13 protein-coding genes are annotated in these 15,725 nt (G+C 43.3%); 5 read left to right on the top strand and 8 right to left on the bottom strand.

Features of this window, described 5'->3' with window-relative positions; all coding sequences use genetic code 11:
- Window positions 1–846 precede the first annotated feature (846 nt).
- Window positions 847–1,740, bottom strand: a complete 894-nt coding sequence (locus AB6D80_RS08295; RefSeq protein WP_012600207.1) for a DMT family transporter — start codon at window positions 1,738–1,740, stop codon at window positions 847–849.
- A gap of 98 nt (window positions 1,741–1,838) precedes the next feature.
- Here AB6D80_RS08295 and AB6D80_RS08290 point away from each other — a divergent pair, with 98 nt between their 5' ends.
- Window positions 1,839–2,627 (top strand): helix-turn-helix transcriptional regulator, encoded by a 789-nt coding sequence (locus tag AB6D80_RS08290; RefSeq protein WP_371701947.1) that lies wholly within the window; start codon window positions 1,839–1,841, stop codon window positions 2,625–2,627.
- Window positions 2,628–2,838: 211 nt separating this feature from the next.
- Window positions 2,839–4,086: a hypothetical protein gene (locus tag AB6D80_RS08285; protein ID WP_372188260.1), complete on the top strand. Its 1,248-nt coding sequence runs from the start codon at window positions 2,839–2,841 to the stop codon at window positions 4,084–4,086.
- Window positions 4,087–4,228: 142 nt separating this feature from the next.
- Here AB6D80_RS08285 and AB6D80_RS08280 read toward each other — a convergent pair whose 3' ends face one another.
- The 5 genes from AB6D80_RS08280 to AB6D80_RS08260 all read right to left on the bottom strand — a co-directional run bounded on the left by AB6D80_RS08280 (window position 4,229) and on the right by AB6D80_RS08260 (window position 10,003).
- The gene (locus AB6D80_RS08280) at window positions 4,229–4,588 is read right to left on the bottom strand and encodes a hypothetical protein (protein ID WP_017096226.1); all 360 of its coding nucleotides are present in this window, start codon (window positions 4,586–4,588) and stop codon (window positions 4,229–4,231) included.
- A 178-nt stretch (window positions 4,589–4,766) separates the two neighbouring features.
- The gene (locus AB6D80_RS08275) at window positions 4,767–5,315 is read right to left on the bottom strand and encodes a hypothetical protein (protein WP_017096225.1); all 549 of its coding nucleotides are present in this window, start codon (window positions 5,313–5,315) and stop codon (window positions 4,767–4,769) included.
- A 286-nt stretch (window positions 5,316–5,601) separates the two neighbouring features.
- On the bottom strand, window positions 5,602–6,747 hold the full coding sequence (locus AB6D80_RS08270; RefSeq protein WP_372188258.1) for a lipocalin-like domain-containing protein: 1,146 nt from the start codon (window positions 6,745–6,747) through the stop codon (window positions 5,602–5,604).
- The gene (locus tag AB6D80_RS08265) at window positions 6,747–9,281 is read right to left on the bottom strand and encodes an FtsX-like permease family protein (RefSeq protein ID WP_372188257.1); all 2,535 of its coding nucleotides are present in this window, start codon (window positions 9,279–9,281) and stop codon (window positions 6,747–6,749) included. The genes AB6D80_RS08270 and AB6D80_RS08265 overlap by 1 nt, the downstream gene beginning before the upstream one ends.
- An 8-nt stretch (window positions 9,282–9,289) precedes the next feature.
- Window positions 9,290–10,003 (bottom strand): ABC transporter ATP-binding protein, encoded by a 714-nt coding sequence (locus AB6D80_RS08260; RefSeq protein WP_372188256.1) that lies wholly within the window; start codon window positions 10,001–10,003, stop codon window positions 9,290–9,292.
- A 551-nt stretch (window positions 10,004–10,554) separates the two neighbouring features.
- On the opposite strand from AB6D80_RS08260, the gene AB6D80_RS08255 reads away from it, so the two are divergent.
- The 3 genes from AB6D80_RS08255 to AB6D80_RS08245 are packed head-to-tail and all read left to right on the top strand — an operon-like array spanning window position 10,555 to window position 13,615.
- The gene (locus tag AB6D80_RS08255; RefSeq protein WP_372188254.1) at window positions 10,555–11,415 is read left to right on the top strand and encodes a phosphate/phosphite/phosphonate ABC transporter substrate-binding protein; all 861 of its coding nucleotides are present in this window, start codon (window positions 10,555–10,557) and stop codon (window positions 11,413–11,415) included.
- An 18-nt stretch (window positions 11,416–11,433) separates the two neighbouring features.
- Window positions 11,434–12,528 carry a diguanylate cyclase domain-containing protein gene (locus AB6D80_RS08250; RefSeq protein ID WP_372188252.1) on the top strand — a complete coding sequence of 365 codons (1,095 nt, stop codon included), beginning with the start codon at window positions 11,434–11,436 and terminating at the stop codon, window positions 12,526–12,528.
- Between the two features lie 4 nt (window positions 12,529–12,532).
- Window positions 12,533–13,615 (top strand): putative bifunctional diguanylate cyclase/phosphodiesterase, encoded by a 1,083-nt coding sequence (locus AB6D80_RS08245; RefSeq protein WP_372188250.1) that lies wholly within the window; start codon window positions 12,533–12,535, stop codon window positions 13,613–13,615.
- A 142-nt stretch (window positions 13,616–13,757) separates the two neighbouring features.
- Here the strand turns inward: AB6D80_RS08245 and AB6D80_RS08240 are convergent, their stop codons facing one another.
- A complete protein-coding gene (locus tag AB6D80_RS08240; RefSeq protein ID WP_372188248.1) occupies window positions 13,758–14,744 on the bottom strand; it encodes a zinc-dependent alcohol dehydrogenase family protein in 987 nt (328 codons plus the stop codon).
- A 20-nt stretch (window positions 14,745–14,764) separates the two neighbouring features.
- Window positions 14,765–15,553 carry a phytanoyl-CoA dioxygenase family protein gene (locus tag AB6D80_RS08235; protein ID WP_372188246.1) on the bottom strand — a complete coding sequence of 263 codons (789 nt, stop codon included), beginning with the start codon at window positions 15,551–15,553 and terminating at the stop codon, window positions 14,765–14,767.
- Window positions 15,554–15,725: the final 172 nt, after the last annotated feature.

Genomic DNA, 15,725 nt, shown 5'->3' with positions numbered 1-15,725 from the left:
TAATAACAATATACTTAAGATGACATAAATTAAAGCGGATAATCTCACGAACAAGACTATTTTTTCAAACAGATGGCGAGTTGATGACTATTGATGTTTAAAGGAGGTGGACGTGACGCTCCAACAGAGGAGTACTCTATCGAGCAAGCTGGCGGAAGGGTGGATTGCAAAAAAAAACACCTAGCGGAATGCTAGGTGTTTCTAAGCCGTGTGGTACTCATATCGGTACCTTTTTGAGTTAGCCAACTAACCGTTGCTTATCCGGTTTAGTTTAAGTGATGGTATCTTAATTAATCCCAAAACGATAGTTTTGATTGTTTTCTTATAAGCTCACTTTCTGTTCGAAAAGTATAGAACCTTCGCGTAGATATTTCCTTTCGTATTATTGCTAGAAAACTCTTTTAATACATTTTGCAATAATAATCTGTATTTATCGGTAAGTTAAGGTGTTAAAGCTAAATTTATATCGATTTTAAAGTGTTCACTTTTGTATAAACCAAAGTAACTAGACGGTTATTTCGTTGCTGTAAATTTTCTAAATGGCTCATAGTGACCTGGGTTACATGAGCCGTGTGACCATAGGAGAGCGATTAGATCAACAGTTACCTGCTTTCTGGGGAGTTATTCTAACGCTTTGAACACTTAAACCGTACTTAGTGCATTAAATGGAAGTTGGCGAGATATTGCAATAGCAAACACCATTATTAAGTGTACTTAAAAGCTTCATGAACGAAAAATAAAATTAGAGAGCATGAATCGAGAAATCGACAATAAACAACAGTACCTGCTAACGAGGCAGGTACTGAGTGGAAAATGGAATGGGGCATTGTCGCAGGTTAAGCGGGGTTAGTTTTGCTGAGGTAAGGGAGCCTCAAGCCTTGGTTTTCTTTTGATTTGAGCAAGGATGACACCGGAAATCACCATCACACCACCAATGATGTGGAACTGGTTAATCTTTTCGCCCAGCCAGGTGGAAGCTAATACAATCGCGATAACTGGCATCAAATTCATAAACATCGCGCTTGAGTCAGCACCAATCGTGTCAATCGCCTTCACCCACATCCAAGGCGCTAAAATTGAAGCGGCCACCGCGGCGTAAGCTATCAATGGGATCGCTTGTTGCGGTGGTAACAGTTGTTCGCTGGTAAGCCAAAGTGGCGTAAGCATAGCGACAGCAAACAGACCCTGAATGTAAATTACCACCCAGCTACTGATGGGCATTTTCCAGCGTTTCAATAACACACAGTAAGAAGCATAAACAAAGGCCGCAATCAGCATATAGCCATCGCCTTGAGTCAATTCTTGATGCATGAAGAACAAAGGGTCGCCTTTGCCTAACATCAGAGCTAAGCCTGACAGTGACAACACACCGCCAACAATACTTAAACTAGAAATGGACTTGTGCAACAAAGGAACGCTTAGAAATACACTGATCAACGGGACTAGAGACGTGATCAATGCCATGTTGGAAGCGGTTGTGGTTAAGCCTGCGTAGTAACCTAGAGATTGGTTCAACACCATGCCCAAAAAGCCGAGGAACGCTAATTTAGATAAGTTTGGCTTAATGACAGCCCACTGTTTCATCACTGGGCGAATGCAGAAAGGCGTGAGAATTAACATCGCAAAAAACCAGCGGTAAAAACTCATCGCGCTAGGTTCTATGGTGCTTGCAGCAAGCTTGTTGACGATTGCATTGGCGCCCCAGATACAGACTGTAAAAAATGGTAAGAGATAATGCATGTGAATTCCGTCGCAAATGAGTTGATGCGGCTAGTTTGACAGGTCGTTATACTTACAAGTATCTTTAGAAAGACATCAGGCGCGATAGGAAGACAAGTTTGAAAAAACAGTCCAGAAACCTTCATCCATCCTTATCAATTGATAAGGCACCATCCAATGTATTTATGAATTTTGAAGCGTTTCTTTCGAATACTGAAACCCGAGTTCATAGCCACTCATGGGGACAGGTTCAATTGATCAGTGGCGGTATATTAGAGATGGAAGCGGAAAGCACCCGATTTCTAGCGCCACCACATTTGGCGATTTGGGTACCGGCCGGGGTGATGCATTGTAGTTATAACCGTAAGCCTTTGGACTACTGCTCGCTAAATATCGCCCCAGAACTCACGCAACACCTGCCAGATAAAACCAGCCTTATAAAGATCACGCCGATTGTGTCTTCTATCATCGATGATTTTCGCGATCGTGGAATCAATGTTGCAGAAAAAGAGCAAGATCAAAGGCTCGTTCAGGTACTGCTTGACCAACTTGCGCAGCGTGAGGTTGAACACCACTTCTTGCCTTCAACCGACAATAAGTATCTAGCGCCTATATTAGCTTCTGTTGAAGAGAACCCAACCGATGAAGTGACGCTGAAAGATTGGGCTGAACGTGTCCACACTACGGAAAGAACCCTTTCTCGCCACTGCCAGACGGAGCTCGGAATGAGCTTTACCGAGTGGCGACTGCGAGTGCGCTACCTATACTCAATGGACTTGTTGAGAAACGGCCAGTCGGTTAAAGAGGTCGCTCTTACATTGGGTTATAACCAAGCAAGCCCATTTATCACCATGTTCAAACGTTACGCGAACCAAACGCCAGAACAGTATAAGAACCGGTTGTTGTAATTGGTTTCTTTTGTCAAACGTGTCAATAATCGATTACTTTCAATTTTTATGTTTAACTTATTGTTATTAAATGATTAAATTTAGTATTGATAGTGGATGTACACGTCTGTTTCGTCAATGGTTTGAATTTGGTTATATAAGCATTTAGTTTTTTGATCGTATTTGAGTGATCATTTATATAATCACTTGCTCAAAATGCCGAGGAAAAAATTTGAAGTTTATTATCCCAACGATATCAGTATTAGCTGTAACACTTTCTGCATGCGGTGGTGGTAGCGATAGCGCTGCGCCACCACCTAAAAAGACTAAAACCGTAGTTCCTCAAATGTCCATAACCCCGGCATCAGGAAGTGTTGCAGATCCAAAAGATGACGTTGCAAAAAACTCTTATAGCAGTCCCGTCATGTATACAGCTAATGCTATAGGTAGTACTGATATCAAAGAGTGTATCAAGTCTCTAAACCTGTTTAATATTTACAGTATTGGGTGGGACGATGAATTTAATGAAGAGCTATCATCTAAGCAGCAAAAAGATCTTAAAGATTTCTATGGTGTTTATGGCGCAAACGGAATTGTCGATTACTCTGCTCACACTACCGAAGCTATCGAAGCTAAAGATTGGATCAGTTATTTCTACTATGATGCAAATTTTCAAGATTGCGAAGCGCGTCGTTACAAGTCATATGCCAAGGTCAATAAAGTAGGCCAAGACATTACCGAGCTTAGTTACAAGTACAGTGTAGATGCCGATGCTACGACAAACACACCTCAACAAGATATAAGTAACTATACTGCTTGGCAAAGTGACGCTGCGAAAAACACAGTGGTTGGTTTAGTGACGAACATTACAACAGGTAGTATTCAACACAAGCAGCAACTGAAAAGCTTCACATCCGACAGTGGGCGCTTTGTTGATAACGTCAATTTCAGCAAGATGTTTAGAAATAGCTATTTCTTTGAGTCTTATGACAATGGCGAAGTTGAGTTCCAAGTTGTTGGCGGTAAGGTGATTGATAGATATGCAAAATTAAACGAGTCAGCCCCAGATACATACTATGCAGTTAACTTGATCTCGGCATACTTCCCAGGTGTTGGAACAAGAATTAATTGGTGTGTACGAGGGAGCCAGTTCGTACTAAACAAAGAGACGCCTATCAGCGAAGCACAATACAGCAGCATTATTGAAAATGGTGATTTGGGAGCTGCTTACTGTGACCCATTTGATGCGAATATCAGCCAAGTTCGTTACTACGATACAAAAGGAAGTATAGTCTCAGACAGCTCCGCAATTGCGCTTGAGTTAAACAATAAGTTGGCACAAGGCACTATTGCTAAAGACAAGTTGGATCAACGAGTAGCAAATAAGAAGTTGTACTTAGGAAAAACACACAGTGAATATTTCCAAGATACTTCTTTGGCGAATCAAGTTGATCAAATCAAAGCCGATTTGACTAAATAGCGTTTAGACGAGCGTTATGAAGGTATGCCTCCATAATCTCTAATCGTAAATTGCCATCCTCGTGATGGCTTTTTCATATCACTAGTGGGTTGGCAAGCCGTCGCGTGGCAAGACCTTCGAAATCTTAAATATTTGTTTGCGCTTATATCCAATCATGGGCTACCGCCATTAACGAAACAAAACTGGTCAGTACATTCGAGAGGATGGTAACCACATGAATGAGATGCACTAATTTCTTCCCTTTAAAGGCTTTAAATGAGTAGATTGTTGAAAGCAAAGATAGGACAAAAAACAGACCAATAGGCCAATACCAATAATACAGGGGGTCAAACTGAGTAAATTCGCATGCAACAACAGCATAAAAAAATCCAACTAAGGATAATAGGCCGTGAGCAGATTGAGCAATCGACCTGGAATTTAAGTAGTAGAGATAAGAAACCATGGGGTAGAAGGCTAATAAAACCCAAACTTGGCTAATCACAGTCAGTTGGTAGTCACTCATAATTCTCTCGATCACCTAATGCCTTGTCAATTTGTTGAAACTATACGACGAAGCTATATGCGTAAACGTTATATACGCAAAAAAATATGCGAGTACTCTAACCCAAAAAAACTAAATATTACAAAGTGTTATTGGAGTCCGTTGAATCGATTGATAAGTAGTTTAATAATGAATGCGGTTATAAGTATTTACCTGCATTTTCATAAGCTTCGATTTCTATCGGTGCTTCAACGTAACCAAAGATGGCTAGTTGCAATAAATACTTTTTAGTAAATGCTTCAAGCCCCAAATCTTCGACTTGTTTTACATGAATCAATTCATGAGAAAGTAGTAATTTGTCACCTTTTGCTTTGTTAGCGATCCAAATGCCATAACCAAATGTTGAACCCGTAAAGTAAGGAGAGTCAAGCCCCAAACGTTGCATTTGAAATAGCAACGATTCATTTTCAGGCAAAGGAATTGAATCGGCATAATGTACGCGGATTTTTTCAGGATATTTGATGCCAATCTTATGTGCAATTTCAACGTATTGAGGTAGTAAAGGGATACCTTGGGTTAGTGCTATTTGTTCATTTTTTCTTACATACTTAATAGACAGTGGGAAGTATGCTTCTAGTTGCTCTAATAGATGGCTAGGAGGGTTAGCATAGACGTCGTTTTTATCTTCACATCCTAGAATTGAAATAACTAAGATCAAAAGAGTGATAAATTTAAGTGATGCTTTCATTTGTTGCGAACTCCTTTTTATCGTTATTTGTCTTGTAAGAAAAGTAAGTGTCCATTAGCACAATAACAATATTCTCGAAATATATGACTTTGCCTTAGCGAAGGTTCTTAGGGTATTACTCTTTAAACATCGTTGTATTTGAAATAGGGATTGTATTGCGATGGGTTTCGCGTTTTCCCTCGACAAAACAATGAATTAAGTCGAGATCTACAAAGTTATATCCACGGTAGTAAAATTTTCGGTATAGCAAAAGCTTTGGATCGTAATGGTGTTCGTGCCGGTATGCTTAGTACCCAGTCAACTCCATATAGCCCGTACCAGAGTGTGTTCCTTCAATAACGATTGGCCCTTCCCAATAGGGTACAGACAGTGGCATTTTTGCTTCTGGATTGAGTGCCGAGACGGTCAGTTCGATTTGTTGAGTTGGAATCGAAACTTGCCATTCTGTTGGATAATCGCGTCCGTCGATTTCTGTTTGCTTGATAGCGGTTAAGCGGATGTCTTGCTGCTTAATCGCGATGCCAGAGCCATTTTGTTTCATCAGCCTTGCATGGGAATAACTGGCTTTGCCTGTTGTTGAGTTTCGAAGTTGAAATACCACCAAGCTGGTTTCATCACTCAGCCTTAGCGCAAACCAATCCCAACCTTGTTGCGAGTCGAGTAAAAACTGAGAGCTCCATTCTCTGTCTATCCAACCTTTGCCAGAAACCAGATGGGTTACTCCATCAATAGTTACCTCGCCCGATACATTAATGAATGGTTGGCTGTAGTAGTAGGAAGCCACTTTGCCATCGCTACTTTTAGTGCTGTAGCCTTGTACGCCTTGCTTTTGATAAGGCGCGTTGCTGGTTAACTTAAGCGAGTAGCCAAACTGATCTGAATTAGCGTCCAAGGTTGCGGGGAATAGATCATCGCTTGAAGAGTTCCATTGCCAGTCATCAAGATAGACACGAAATGGGGAAGTGCTGACACCCGCCAGTTCAGCTTGGTCACGTGACCACTTTTCATCGGCGTAGTGCTTATCTTTAGTGGTGACTGCGCTGTGTGCCATGTAGATTTGCTGACTTTGCCACGTAGTTTCCTTAGTGCTATTGCCACTTTCCAGTGGTGCAGCCGCGAAGCGGAATTGTGTCCACTGCACGCCTAACGCATTGCCGTCTTCATCAATTAAGTTTGCGGTTAAGTACCACCATTCATGACGAAAATTAGGGTGTGCTTGATGGTCGGCAGGGAAGGTGATCTCCACGCCTTTTACTACAGGTGTGAATTGGTCACTCTGTTTTTGCGTTTCATCGTCGGTTTGTTTTTCAGTGCCGAGTATCGAACCCATATTTTGAGCGGTTTGTTGTTTAGAGTTGTGTTCAGATTCCTCACACCCTAAAAGGAACAAGATGCCTAGTGTGAGAACGAAAACTCTTATTGCTCGATTCATCACAACACCTCGCTCTGTAAACTGGATACAACGGGTTTGCTGACCAAACGCCACAGTGGAATCAAGGTCGCAAACACAGCCACAAGAATGGTGATTGCTGCGATGCTGAGTGCGTCACTCCAATTCCATACGTAATTTAAGCTCCAACCAAAGGCGCGCAGGGTGACGATGTCCGTTAACACATAACCGACCATGGCGCCGAGTGGTAAAGCGATAACCAGAGTGAAGGCGACTAGAACAACGATTTGCCCGACCACCATCGCCATCAATTTTTGCTGACTAACACCGAGTGCATACAACCTTGCAATGGCGGCTTTGCGTGCATCGAGCAACATGAAACAGGCGCAGAACAACCCTATCACCGCCACCATTAAAGTGACGCCATTAAGCGCCCGAGTGATGGCAAAGGTTTGTGAGAAGATATCTAAAGCGATCGATTTGATCTGCGCTTGATCGTAAAGCTGGCTAGGGTGCAGATTGAGTTGTTGGCGTAGCTGTTCGTACACCACCTGTGGGTCGCCAGAGACTTTGATTCCCAAGCTGGTGGGTAAGTCAGTAAATCCGCTTTCGAGCCATAGATTAGGCGCAATTAACACTTCGCCATTCGGTGAGCCGTAATCGTGGAAAATCGCCCCGACGATGAGTGTTTTGTCTTGGATCACGTCGAGCTTGAGTCGGCTTCCAAGGGACAAGCCGAGCTTCACTGCCGTAGGTTCGCTGATCGCCACGAATTCACCTTGGTAAAAGCGCGTCCAGAAATCATCAAGGTGGGATTGAAATACCATGGTTTGCTCAAGTGTGTCTTTGTCTTTGGTGCCGAGCAAAGTAGGTAAGCCCTGCAAGTTATCATCGACATAATATTGCTTATAAACGGTTTCAACATTTTCAAACTGCTCTAACGCACGTTCCACATTCGCGATTTCACCTTGGGCAGGGCTAACGTAAATATCGGCATGTAAGCGCTGTTCAAGCCATTGCTTTAACGTGGATTCAAAGCTGCCGACTAAGGTATTCATTCCGATATTGGCGGTGACGGCGAGAAGCAACGCCATCATGGCAAGGGAGAGAGGGGAGATAAGTTCACGCAGCTCAGCGAACAGATATTGTATTAACCCCGATTGGGTACGTTTTTCGCTCCAGTTCGCTAGCACGCTGAGTGTTTTGGTCAGGTATAAAGGAATCGACACCACTAACACACCGAGCCAAGCCATGGTGAAGCGATGATGCTCGCTCAGCCATAACCCTGCTAACGCGACAATGGTTAATACTGACCCTATAACAAACAGCTGATTTTCGTTAGACGCTTCCGGCGCTTGATAGAAACCGCCATGGGAAGAGAGGGGTTGTCGCACGCGCTGTTTAAAGTGCTGCCAACACGCGACAAGCGTTGCGGCCAGCGTGAGTAGCAGTGCCTGCACTAACCATTGCCACTGCCATGTGCCGGGAAGCAGTGTTGCACCATAAAGTTGTTCAAGCGTTATCGCGACGGTTGGGTGTAGCCAATGGCTGAGTTGAATGCCGAGAATGAAACCAAGCGACGCGCCCAGTGTGACTAAAACAGTCAGCTCGACCAACAGAGCTGAAAATACGATGCTTGGTGCAATCCCAGCTTGTTGAATTTGTACCAACAGCCGATTACGTTTCAGCAAACTGTACTTCACACCGTTGTAAGCGATGAACAAGCCAACTAAAAACGCCAACAAACTCATGGCGGTGAGATTGAGGTGAAAGCTATCGGTAATTGAACCGAGATCCGTGCTTTGGTTGTTGGAAATCCATTGCCCTTGTTCGCCAATAAGGCTTTGCCATTTATCCTGAGTATTGCTGTTAGTGTCGCTCTTAGTGTCAAAAATAGCGATGTAGCTCAGTTGCCCTTGCTTGTTAAGCAGTTGCTGAGCGAACCCAATATCCATCAACATTCGGCTACCTAGCTGCCATTCATCTGGCAATACCACGACTTTGGTCAGTACTTCATCCAAAGTGAGCGTGTCCACTTCGTCCAAACTCTGGTGCTGAGATTGGCTCATCATCACAATGGGTTCACCCGCTAAGAGTTGCGGCAAAGGTAAGGCATTGTCGAACAGGGAAATGTTTGGCTCTTTGGTTTGAGTATTGCTTTTTTCGTCGACGCGAGCGTGGCGAGCTCTTGAAGTGAGGGCGGCGATCAACTCACTTCCTTGAACTGACCAGCGTCGGCCTTGTTCGTCTCTTACTCGCCCTTCAATTACAGGTAGCGCAGCGCTTAGTCCACTTTGTCTTAAGCTGAAGTAGAGCGATTCCGGCAAATAGTTTTGCCCTGCTGGTGGAATGATAAGGTTCTGAGCTTGAGCGCTAAGTTGCTCGGTCGATTCTGCATAACTGCGCTTGGCATTGAGGTTGATGGCTTGCACTGCGACAAACAAGGTGACCGCTAGCACAATGCCGATCAGAATCGCTGCGGCTTGCAGTGGCGATTGACGATAGTGTGCCGCGAATAGGTTCAGAGTCAGTTTGGTATGGGTGAGCTGGTTCTGAGCGAAACCAGTTTGCTTCATTGGATTACTCACAACGCTGCCGCTCTTGGGGTTAGATCGGCGTTCCTTAAACAACCATCATCTAACACCAATTTTGTCTGCATAAAGCTGGCGCATTCTGGGCTGTGCGTAACCAAAAGCACGGCAGTGTTGCCTTGTGTAGTGATTTCACTAAGCAGTTTCATAACCTCTAACCCTGCTTTGTGGTCGAGGTTGCCTGTGGGTTCGTCGGCAAGCAATAGTTTGGGTTTATGGGCTAGCGCACGCGCTATTGCGACTCGTTGTTGTTGACCGCCAGAGAGTGCAGATACATGCCTATCGAGCAATTCACTGATGCCTAACGCTTCCACTAAGTAATCGCACCAGTCGCCCCATTTTTGTTGATTTAAATGGAGAGGGAAGGCGATGTTCTGTTTTACGTTGAGTGGGGTTAACAAGTTGAACTGCTGAAAGATAACGCCTAGTTTTTGATGGCGGAATCGGCTCCACTGTGGATCTTTCCAATCGAATGAGTTCTCGCCATCGAGCCACAATTCTCCACCAGATAGTTCGCCACCGGATAGAGGTTCAAACCCCGCAATGATATTCAGCAGAGTACTTTTCCCACTGCCACTCGCCCCTGTCAAAGCCACGCTTGCCCCTGTCGCTAAAGCGAAGTCGACATTGTCCAGCACGTGATGGGTATCTTTGCCATCAACAAAGCTTTTGCTGGCGTGCTTGAGTGTGACAATTAGGCTTTCCATTTCCTTTCCTTATAACCAAGACTTACCATCAAAAGGTGTCATTACTTGTGGCAATTATCGAAGCGACAAGCTCTATAAAACTGTAGACAACAATTTCAAACAATAGAGCGATTTATATCGAATTATTAATAACTTGTACTTCGATAAGAGGGAAATAGATCAGTGCGAGGGAGAATACAGATGTTGGTGGGAATGTTTAAGCCATCAAAGATGTTTTCGAATTTGTTGTTAGATGGTTCGTGACCACGTTTATGATCTTAGAGTAAAGACTATTTGCTCTAAATTTTCACGTAAGAAGACGCAATAACAACTTGTTGTTAACGTAATGAGATTAATTTATTCGCGATTGTGTACTTACACCACTAATCGCTAATACAAGATGGCAGATTCTATGATTTTCGAATATTATAGTTTTAATATTGGGATAAATATCACATTTTGGTGCGTGCATGTTTAGTTGTCAGTCCATTTGTAAACAGTTCGTTATACTGCTAGCAGTAATTGTTTGTTCGCTTTTCACGGTATCCGCTAGTGCAGACACGAAAAGCACCTTGCGTGAAGAAACAATAATCATAGGGATTATTAGCTCTAACCCAAAAAAAGCATTCAAACGTGCACAGCCTTTTGCTGATTACTTAGCTGAAAATCTATCTAACGATGGTATCAAAACAGGCCAAGTTGTTGTCGCCCGCGACTCTCGTCAAATGGCTCGTTGGATAAAAAGCGGTCAGGTAGATCTGGTTTCTGAAACGGTGTTTGCAGCACAGGAATTAATGCAATATTCGGGTGCTGAACTTTTAGCAAGACGATGGAAAGGCGGTGTGGCTGAATATCATTCAATCTTCTTTTCCAAACGCAATAACGGGGTCGACTCCCTAGGTGACCTGCGTGGAAAAACGGTTGTCTTTGAGGATGTCGGTTCTACTAGTGCGTTTCTTGTACCTGCGGCGATACTGCTTGGGCAAGGATATAAGCTCTATGAGCTAAGTTCCCCTAGAGAGTATCCACCGAAAGATAAGGTGGGATATTTTTTCTCCGATGAATATTCAAAGTCGGGAGGAGAATCCAACATGATGAGCTGGGTTCATCGTAATATTGTTGCGTCAGCTGCATTTAGTAATCTCGATTGGGAGAAAGAAATTCCCGAGCAGGTAAAACAACAGTTACAGGTAATCCATGCTTCTCAAGCGATTCCCCGCTCACTAGTTCTAATACGCCCTGATCTCTCCTCCGAACTTAAGCAAAACATGCTCTTAGTATTGCTTGCGGCTCATGAAAGTGAGGAAGGTAAACTGGCTTTGAAAGCTTATAAGAAGACGAAAAAGTTTGATGCTATCACACCAGAGATTGTAGAAAGCATTTCTTGGGCGGAAGCGCAAAAACGACTGGTTGATGAATACATCTCCCGTTAACTAGAGAAGTTATTGCTTATGAAGTTAAAAGGTAAATTGGTTCTCGGAAACATGCTTATGGTCGTTTTGACTATGGGCTGCCTTTCCTTGTCTCAGTGGCTGATATCTTCATACTATAGTGATGAAATTCTGGAAGAAACGGCAACGAATATTGCAGAGAACTTTACTTCCCAAGCTCAGAGTCAAGCAGAACAAACGGTTGAGTACCTGTCAGATGCACTTTTTGATCCGATGTATTTTTATGATATCGATAATATTAACTCCATTTTAGAGCCTGCCTTTGAAAATAAAGATGTCATATTCATAAAGGTTTTTGATGCTAATGGTCTGATAGTTCATACAGGAGAAGATGTAGTACTCGGTTATGGCTCCAACTTGGATATGCCAAGGGTGCAAGAAAATGTCTTGAATAAGCAAGAAGCTTACACAGAAATCAATTCATCAGCACTGATTGTTGCGCGGCCAATCACGATGAATAAGACTCGGTTAGGTGGCATAGTGATGAGCTACTCCTTAAAGGCCGTGAAAGACGATATCGAGAAAAATAACACCATTATCAAGGATATTACTGAGTCAAGTAGAAGCTATAGCGCGGTGTTGAGCATAATCTTGACAATGTTCACGTGTTTGGTGAGCTTACTCTTTTCCATGTTATTAGCTAAGACGATGATTCGTCCGATTAATCAACTCCTACAACATTCGAAACGCATCAGTAAAGGGATTTTCCAAGTACCAAACAACATTCAGCGCAGTGATGAACTCGGAGAACTTGCTCAGGCGTTTGATAGTATGGATTCAAGCCTCAAGCAACGGAATGAGGAAGTTGAGTTTTTAGCTTATAACGATCCGCTGACTAAGTTACCGAATCGCTCTCAGTTTATTAAATGCCTTGAACGATGTATTCATCGATGCAAACAGTCAAAAGAGGTGTTTGCGGTTTTCTTTATCGATTTGGACGAGTTTAAACGAGTCAATGACAACCTTGGACACCAAGCTGGAGATGAGCTGTTAAGTGAAGTGGCTCAGACATTAACTAACTCGCTAAAAAAAATGGGGCAAATAGCTACAAAGGACGAGCCTCAATGCATGATTGCAAGAGTTGGGGGGGGATGAGTTTTTGCTTCGCTTATCAGGAGTTAAGACACAGGATACAGTATCTAAGTTTGCCTCTGATATTGTGAACTCACTAAAACAGCCGATTTACCTCAGTTCCGTAGGTGAATCGGTAGTGGTTGGAGCGAGTGTTGGCGTTGCTTTATATCCAGACTCGGGAAACACCTCTGAAGACTTGGTTAAAAGTGCGGACATGGCAATGTACAGCGCCAAAGAGAATGGTAAAGGTAGGTACTGTTTCTTCAACCAAGAAATCGAACAGAAGATACTCGCAAGAGGAGTCATCGAAAAGGAACTTAGATCTGCGATAGATGATTTTTCTCAGTTTAGGCTTTTATATCAACCAAAGTTTGACCTGAAAACAGGGCATGTCGTTGGAGTTGAAGCCCTTATACGTTGGCATCATCCTACAAAAGGCAATATTTCTCCAATTGAGTTCATTCCTATCGCTGAAGCCACGGATATTATTCATACACTTGGTGATTGGATAGTAATGCAAGCCTGCAAAGATATTCAGGAGTGGGATTGTAGACATCACCTTCCTCCTGAATTTTATGTTGCGATAAACCTGTCTCCAAAGCAGCTCTATGGCGATAAAGCACTCCGAACATTCCAATATCAAACACAAAAACATCAAGTTGAAGTGACAAGGTTACATATAGAAGTAACTGAAACGGCCCTAATGTTTGATAAGGTAAGCGCAAAGAAAACGTTAGACGACCTTAGGAGTATGGGGATCAAAGTCTGGTTAGATGATTTTGGCACCGGATACTCTTCACTAGGGTTCTTGCGAGAGTTCAACATTGATGGTTTGAAAATTGACCGAAGCTTTGTCAATGATCTTGAGTGCGACATGAATGACCGAGCTCTATGTGCGGCAGTTGTTTCAATGGCTCACCAGCTAGGTATTAAGGTCGTTGCTGAAGGAATTGAAACAACGATCCAGTCAAGCTTCTTAGCGCAATCGCACTGTGACTACGGACAAGGTTATCTCTTGGCCAAACCTATGTGTGCGGAAACGCTGTCGGAAAAACTTGAAACTGGGTTGAGCAAACCGAAAGATACAAACGTTATTTATCTGAAGTAATTACGCTTATTCAGAGTCTATACCGACCAATAACAGTGTATTAATGTCTTCATGGACTAGTATACATTCCAAACTCCGCCGTTTAACGCAGTGTTAGGAGGGTTACCTAACACGAGCGCAAGTTATCGCGATCAACGATGTACTAAGGAAGCAAGATGATCTTGCCCTCTAGGCGTGTGGTTTTCGATTCGATGAGATCAATCGCGGTTTGCACTTCATCGAATGGCAGGTAGCGGTCGACGTCGAGCTGTATGTCGTTTGTGATGAAGTGATCTAGCATGGTTGTGAATTTATCACGGCGCACATCTTTGCCTTCAGCCTCTTCCCAATAACGTAAGAAGAAGGTGCTGAAATCGATGCTTTGGCTTTTCGCGTGCTCAAAAAAACGTGGCTCGTAAAAATCCAGTGACAGCGTGCCATAGTTGATAAAACGCCCATTGTTGCTAAGGGTGTGAATAAGATCGGTTCCGGGTGAGCCACCAATCGCATCAAAGGCAACGGTCGGCATAGGCAAGCCTAACGCCTTAATTTGAGAAACTAAATCATCATTTGCATCTAACACCCAACTTGAAATGGTCGGGTATTGTTTCGGTTGTGATGTAACGACAATGATTTTGAAGCCGAGTGATTCTGATAATTGAGAGAATATCTTACCGATGGCTGAGCTGCCCGCGTTGATGATCAACACATCTTCTTGGGTCAGCTTAGCTATTTCTGTCGTTAACACCCATGCAGTTAGCGCATTAATGTACAACTGACAGGCGTAGCCATTTTCTAAATGTTGAGGAATTTGGAACAGATCATCTGGTGATACATCGACATAGTTCTGCCATGTTCCACTGGTTGCCACAAGCACACGCTGGTTTACTGCAAACTCGGCATTGCTGGATTCTATAACCCTTCCTACCGCTTCAAATCCCGGTATTCTCGGCGGCTGGTGGCTATGTTTGTACTGCCCAACACCATAAATCGACAACAGATCACTAGGGTTGATGTTAGTCGCTTCAATTTGTACGCGAACTTTATCTTTGTCTAATGCCCCTAAAGCGACATGTTCTAACTTGAGAGATTCTTTTGGCTGACCGAAACGGAACTGGCTAATTCGGGTATTTTGCTTAGTGTCAGTCATAGTTCGGGCACCTTTATGGATTATGAGTACTGCATTGATTTTAAGTGTAGCGTGTTCATAAACAATCTTGGGTCGCTAATATTGCTCAACATAGCTGGTGTTGGTAAACAATCGTCATCAACGTAGTCGACATAGTCTGCCGCCGAATCGAAGATCAAAATATCCAAAGCCAAACGATCCAAGCCATATCGGCCTCGGTGGATCATATCCGCTGAAAACACCAATAAGTCACCGGCGGCTAACGGTATCTGCTTACCGCCAGAGATGTCATCGCTGCTCACTTTGCCGTTTTTTTCTTGGCGAACATTGTACTCTTCTTCGTTATCCCAACGTTTGTGCGTGCCGGGGATAAGTTCCATGCCGGGCTCATCAAAAAGGGGCACTCGCAGATGCAATACTTGGGTTTCCATGATGACTTTCATCTGGTCATCAATGTCGTAGTCGTATTGACAGTCACGATGCCAGAAGTCTTTTTGTTGCGGATTTACTGGGTTGAAGAACAGCTGTGTATTCATGAATGCCGGTTTGTTCGGAATCACCGCATCAACCACGTTCATCACTTGTTTCGAGCTGATGAAGTCGAAAAGCACGCTTCTATCGTCGGCGAGCAAATATTCGCTTCCCGTAATTAAAGATGAGTTAAATGCTTCTTCTTTATAGAATTCTTCGTTGTCTGCTTTCCATGATTCATGAAATTTCAGCACGACTTTTCTAAGCGATGCAATTTGAGCTTCATCGAAATAATTTCTGATAACAAAGTAACCATGTTCGTCGTAACGGTCACTTAATTGTTGGCTGTTTTCTACCACTGACTACCTTCGTTCATTCTTTGCTGTGTAATAACCACAGGTTTCTTGGGCGCATAATGCCAGACAGTCGTCATTCAACCAAGTAACGAGTGCAGAAGCCTGTAGATTCCGTGATGCTATGAAGCCATATGTGGGCGAGTTTTACATGCCTATCCATGTCATGGACTCATGC

Origin of the sequence: Vibrio sp. 10N.247.310.17 (genome assembly GCF_041466605.1) — a bacterium.
GTDB classification, from domain to species: Bacteria; Pseudomonadota; Gammaproteobacteria; order Enterobacterales; family Vibrionaceae; genus Vibrio; species Vibrio tasmaniensis_A.
The sequence above is the reverse complement of the archived record's forward strand: the minus strand, read 5'-3'. Positions and strand labels throughout refer to the sequence as shown.

What these genes read in the sequence shown, in the direction of transcription:
- AB6D80_RS08295 (WP_012600207.1), bottom strand. Translation starts at nt 1,740, where the DNA reads ATGCATTATCTCTTACCATTTTTTACAGTCTGTATCTGGGGCGCCAAT.
- AB6D80_RS08280 (WP_017096226.1), bottom strand. Translation starts at nt 4,588, where the DNA reads ATGAGTGACTACCAACTGACTGTGATTAGCCAAGTTTGGGTTTTATTA.
- AB6D80_RS08275 (WP_017096225.1), bottom strand. Translation starts at nt 5,315, where the DNA reads ATGAAAGCATCACTTAAATTTATCACTCTTTTGATCTTAGTTATTTCA.
- AB6D80_RS08270 (WP_372188258.1), bottom strand. Translation starts at nt 6,747, where the DNA reads ATGAATCGAGCAATAAGAGTTTTCGTTCTCACACTAGGCATCTTGTTC.
- AB6D80_RS08265 (WP_372188257.1), bottom strand. Translation starts at nt 9,281, where the DNA reads ATGAAGCAAACTGGTTTCGCTCAGAACCAGCTCACCCATACCAAACTG.
- AB6D80_RS08260 (WP_372188256.1), bottom strand. Translation starts at nt 10,003, where the DNA reads ATGGAAAGCCTAATTGTCACACTCAAGCACGCCAGCAAAAGCTTTGTT.
- AB6D80_RS08250 (WP_372188252.1), top strand. Translation starts at nt 11,434, where the DNA reads ATGAAGTTAAAAGGTAAATTGGTTCTCGGAAACATGCTTATGGTCGTT.
- AB6D80_RS08240 (WP_372188248.1), bottom strand. Translation starts at nt 14,744, where the DNA reads ATGACTGACACTAAGCAAAATACCCGAATTAGCCAGTTCCGTTTCGGT.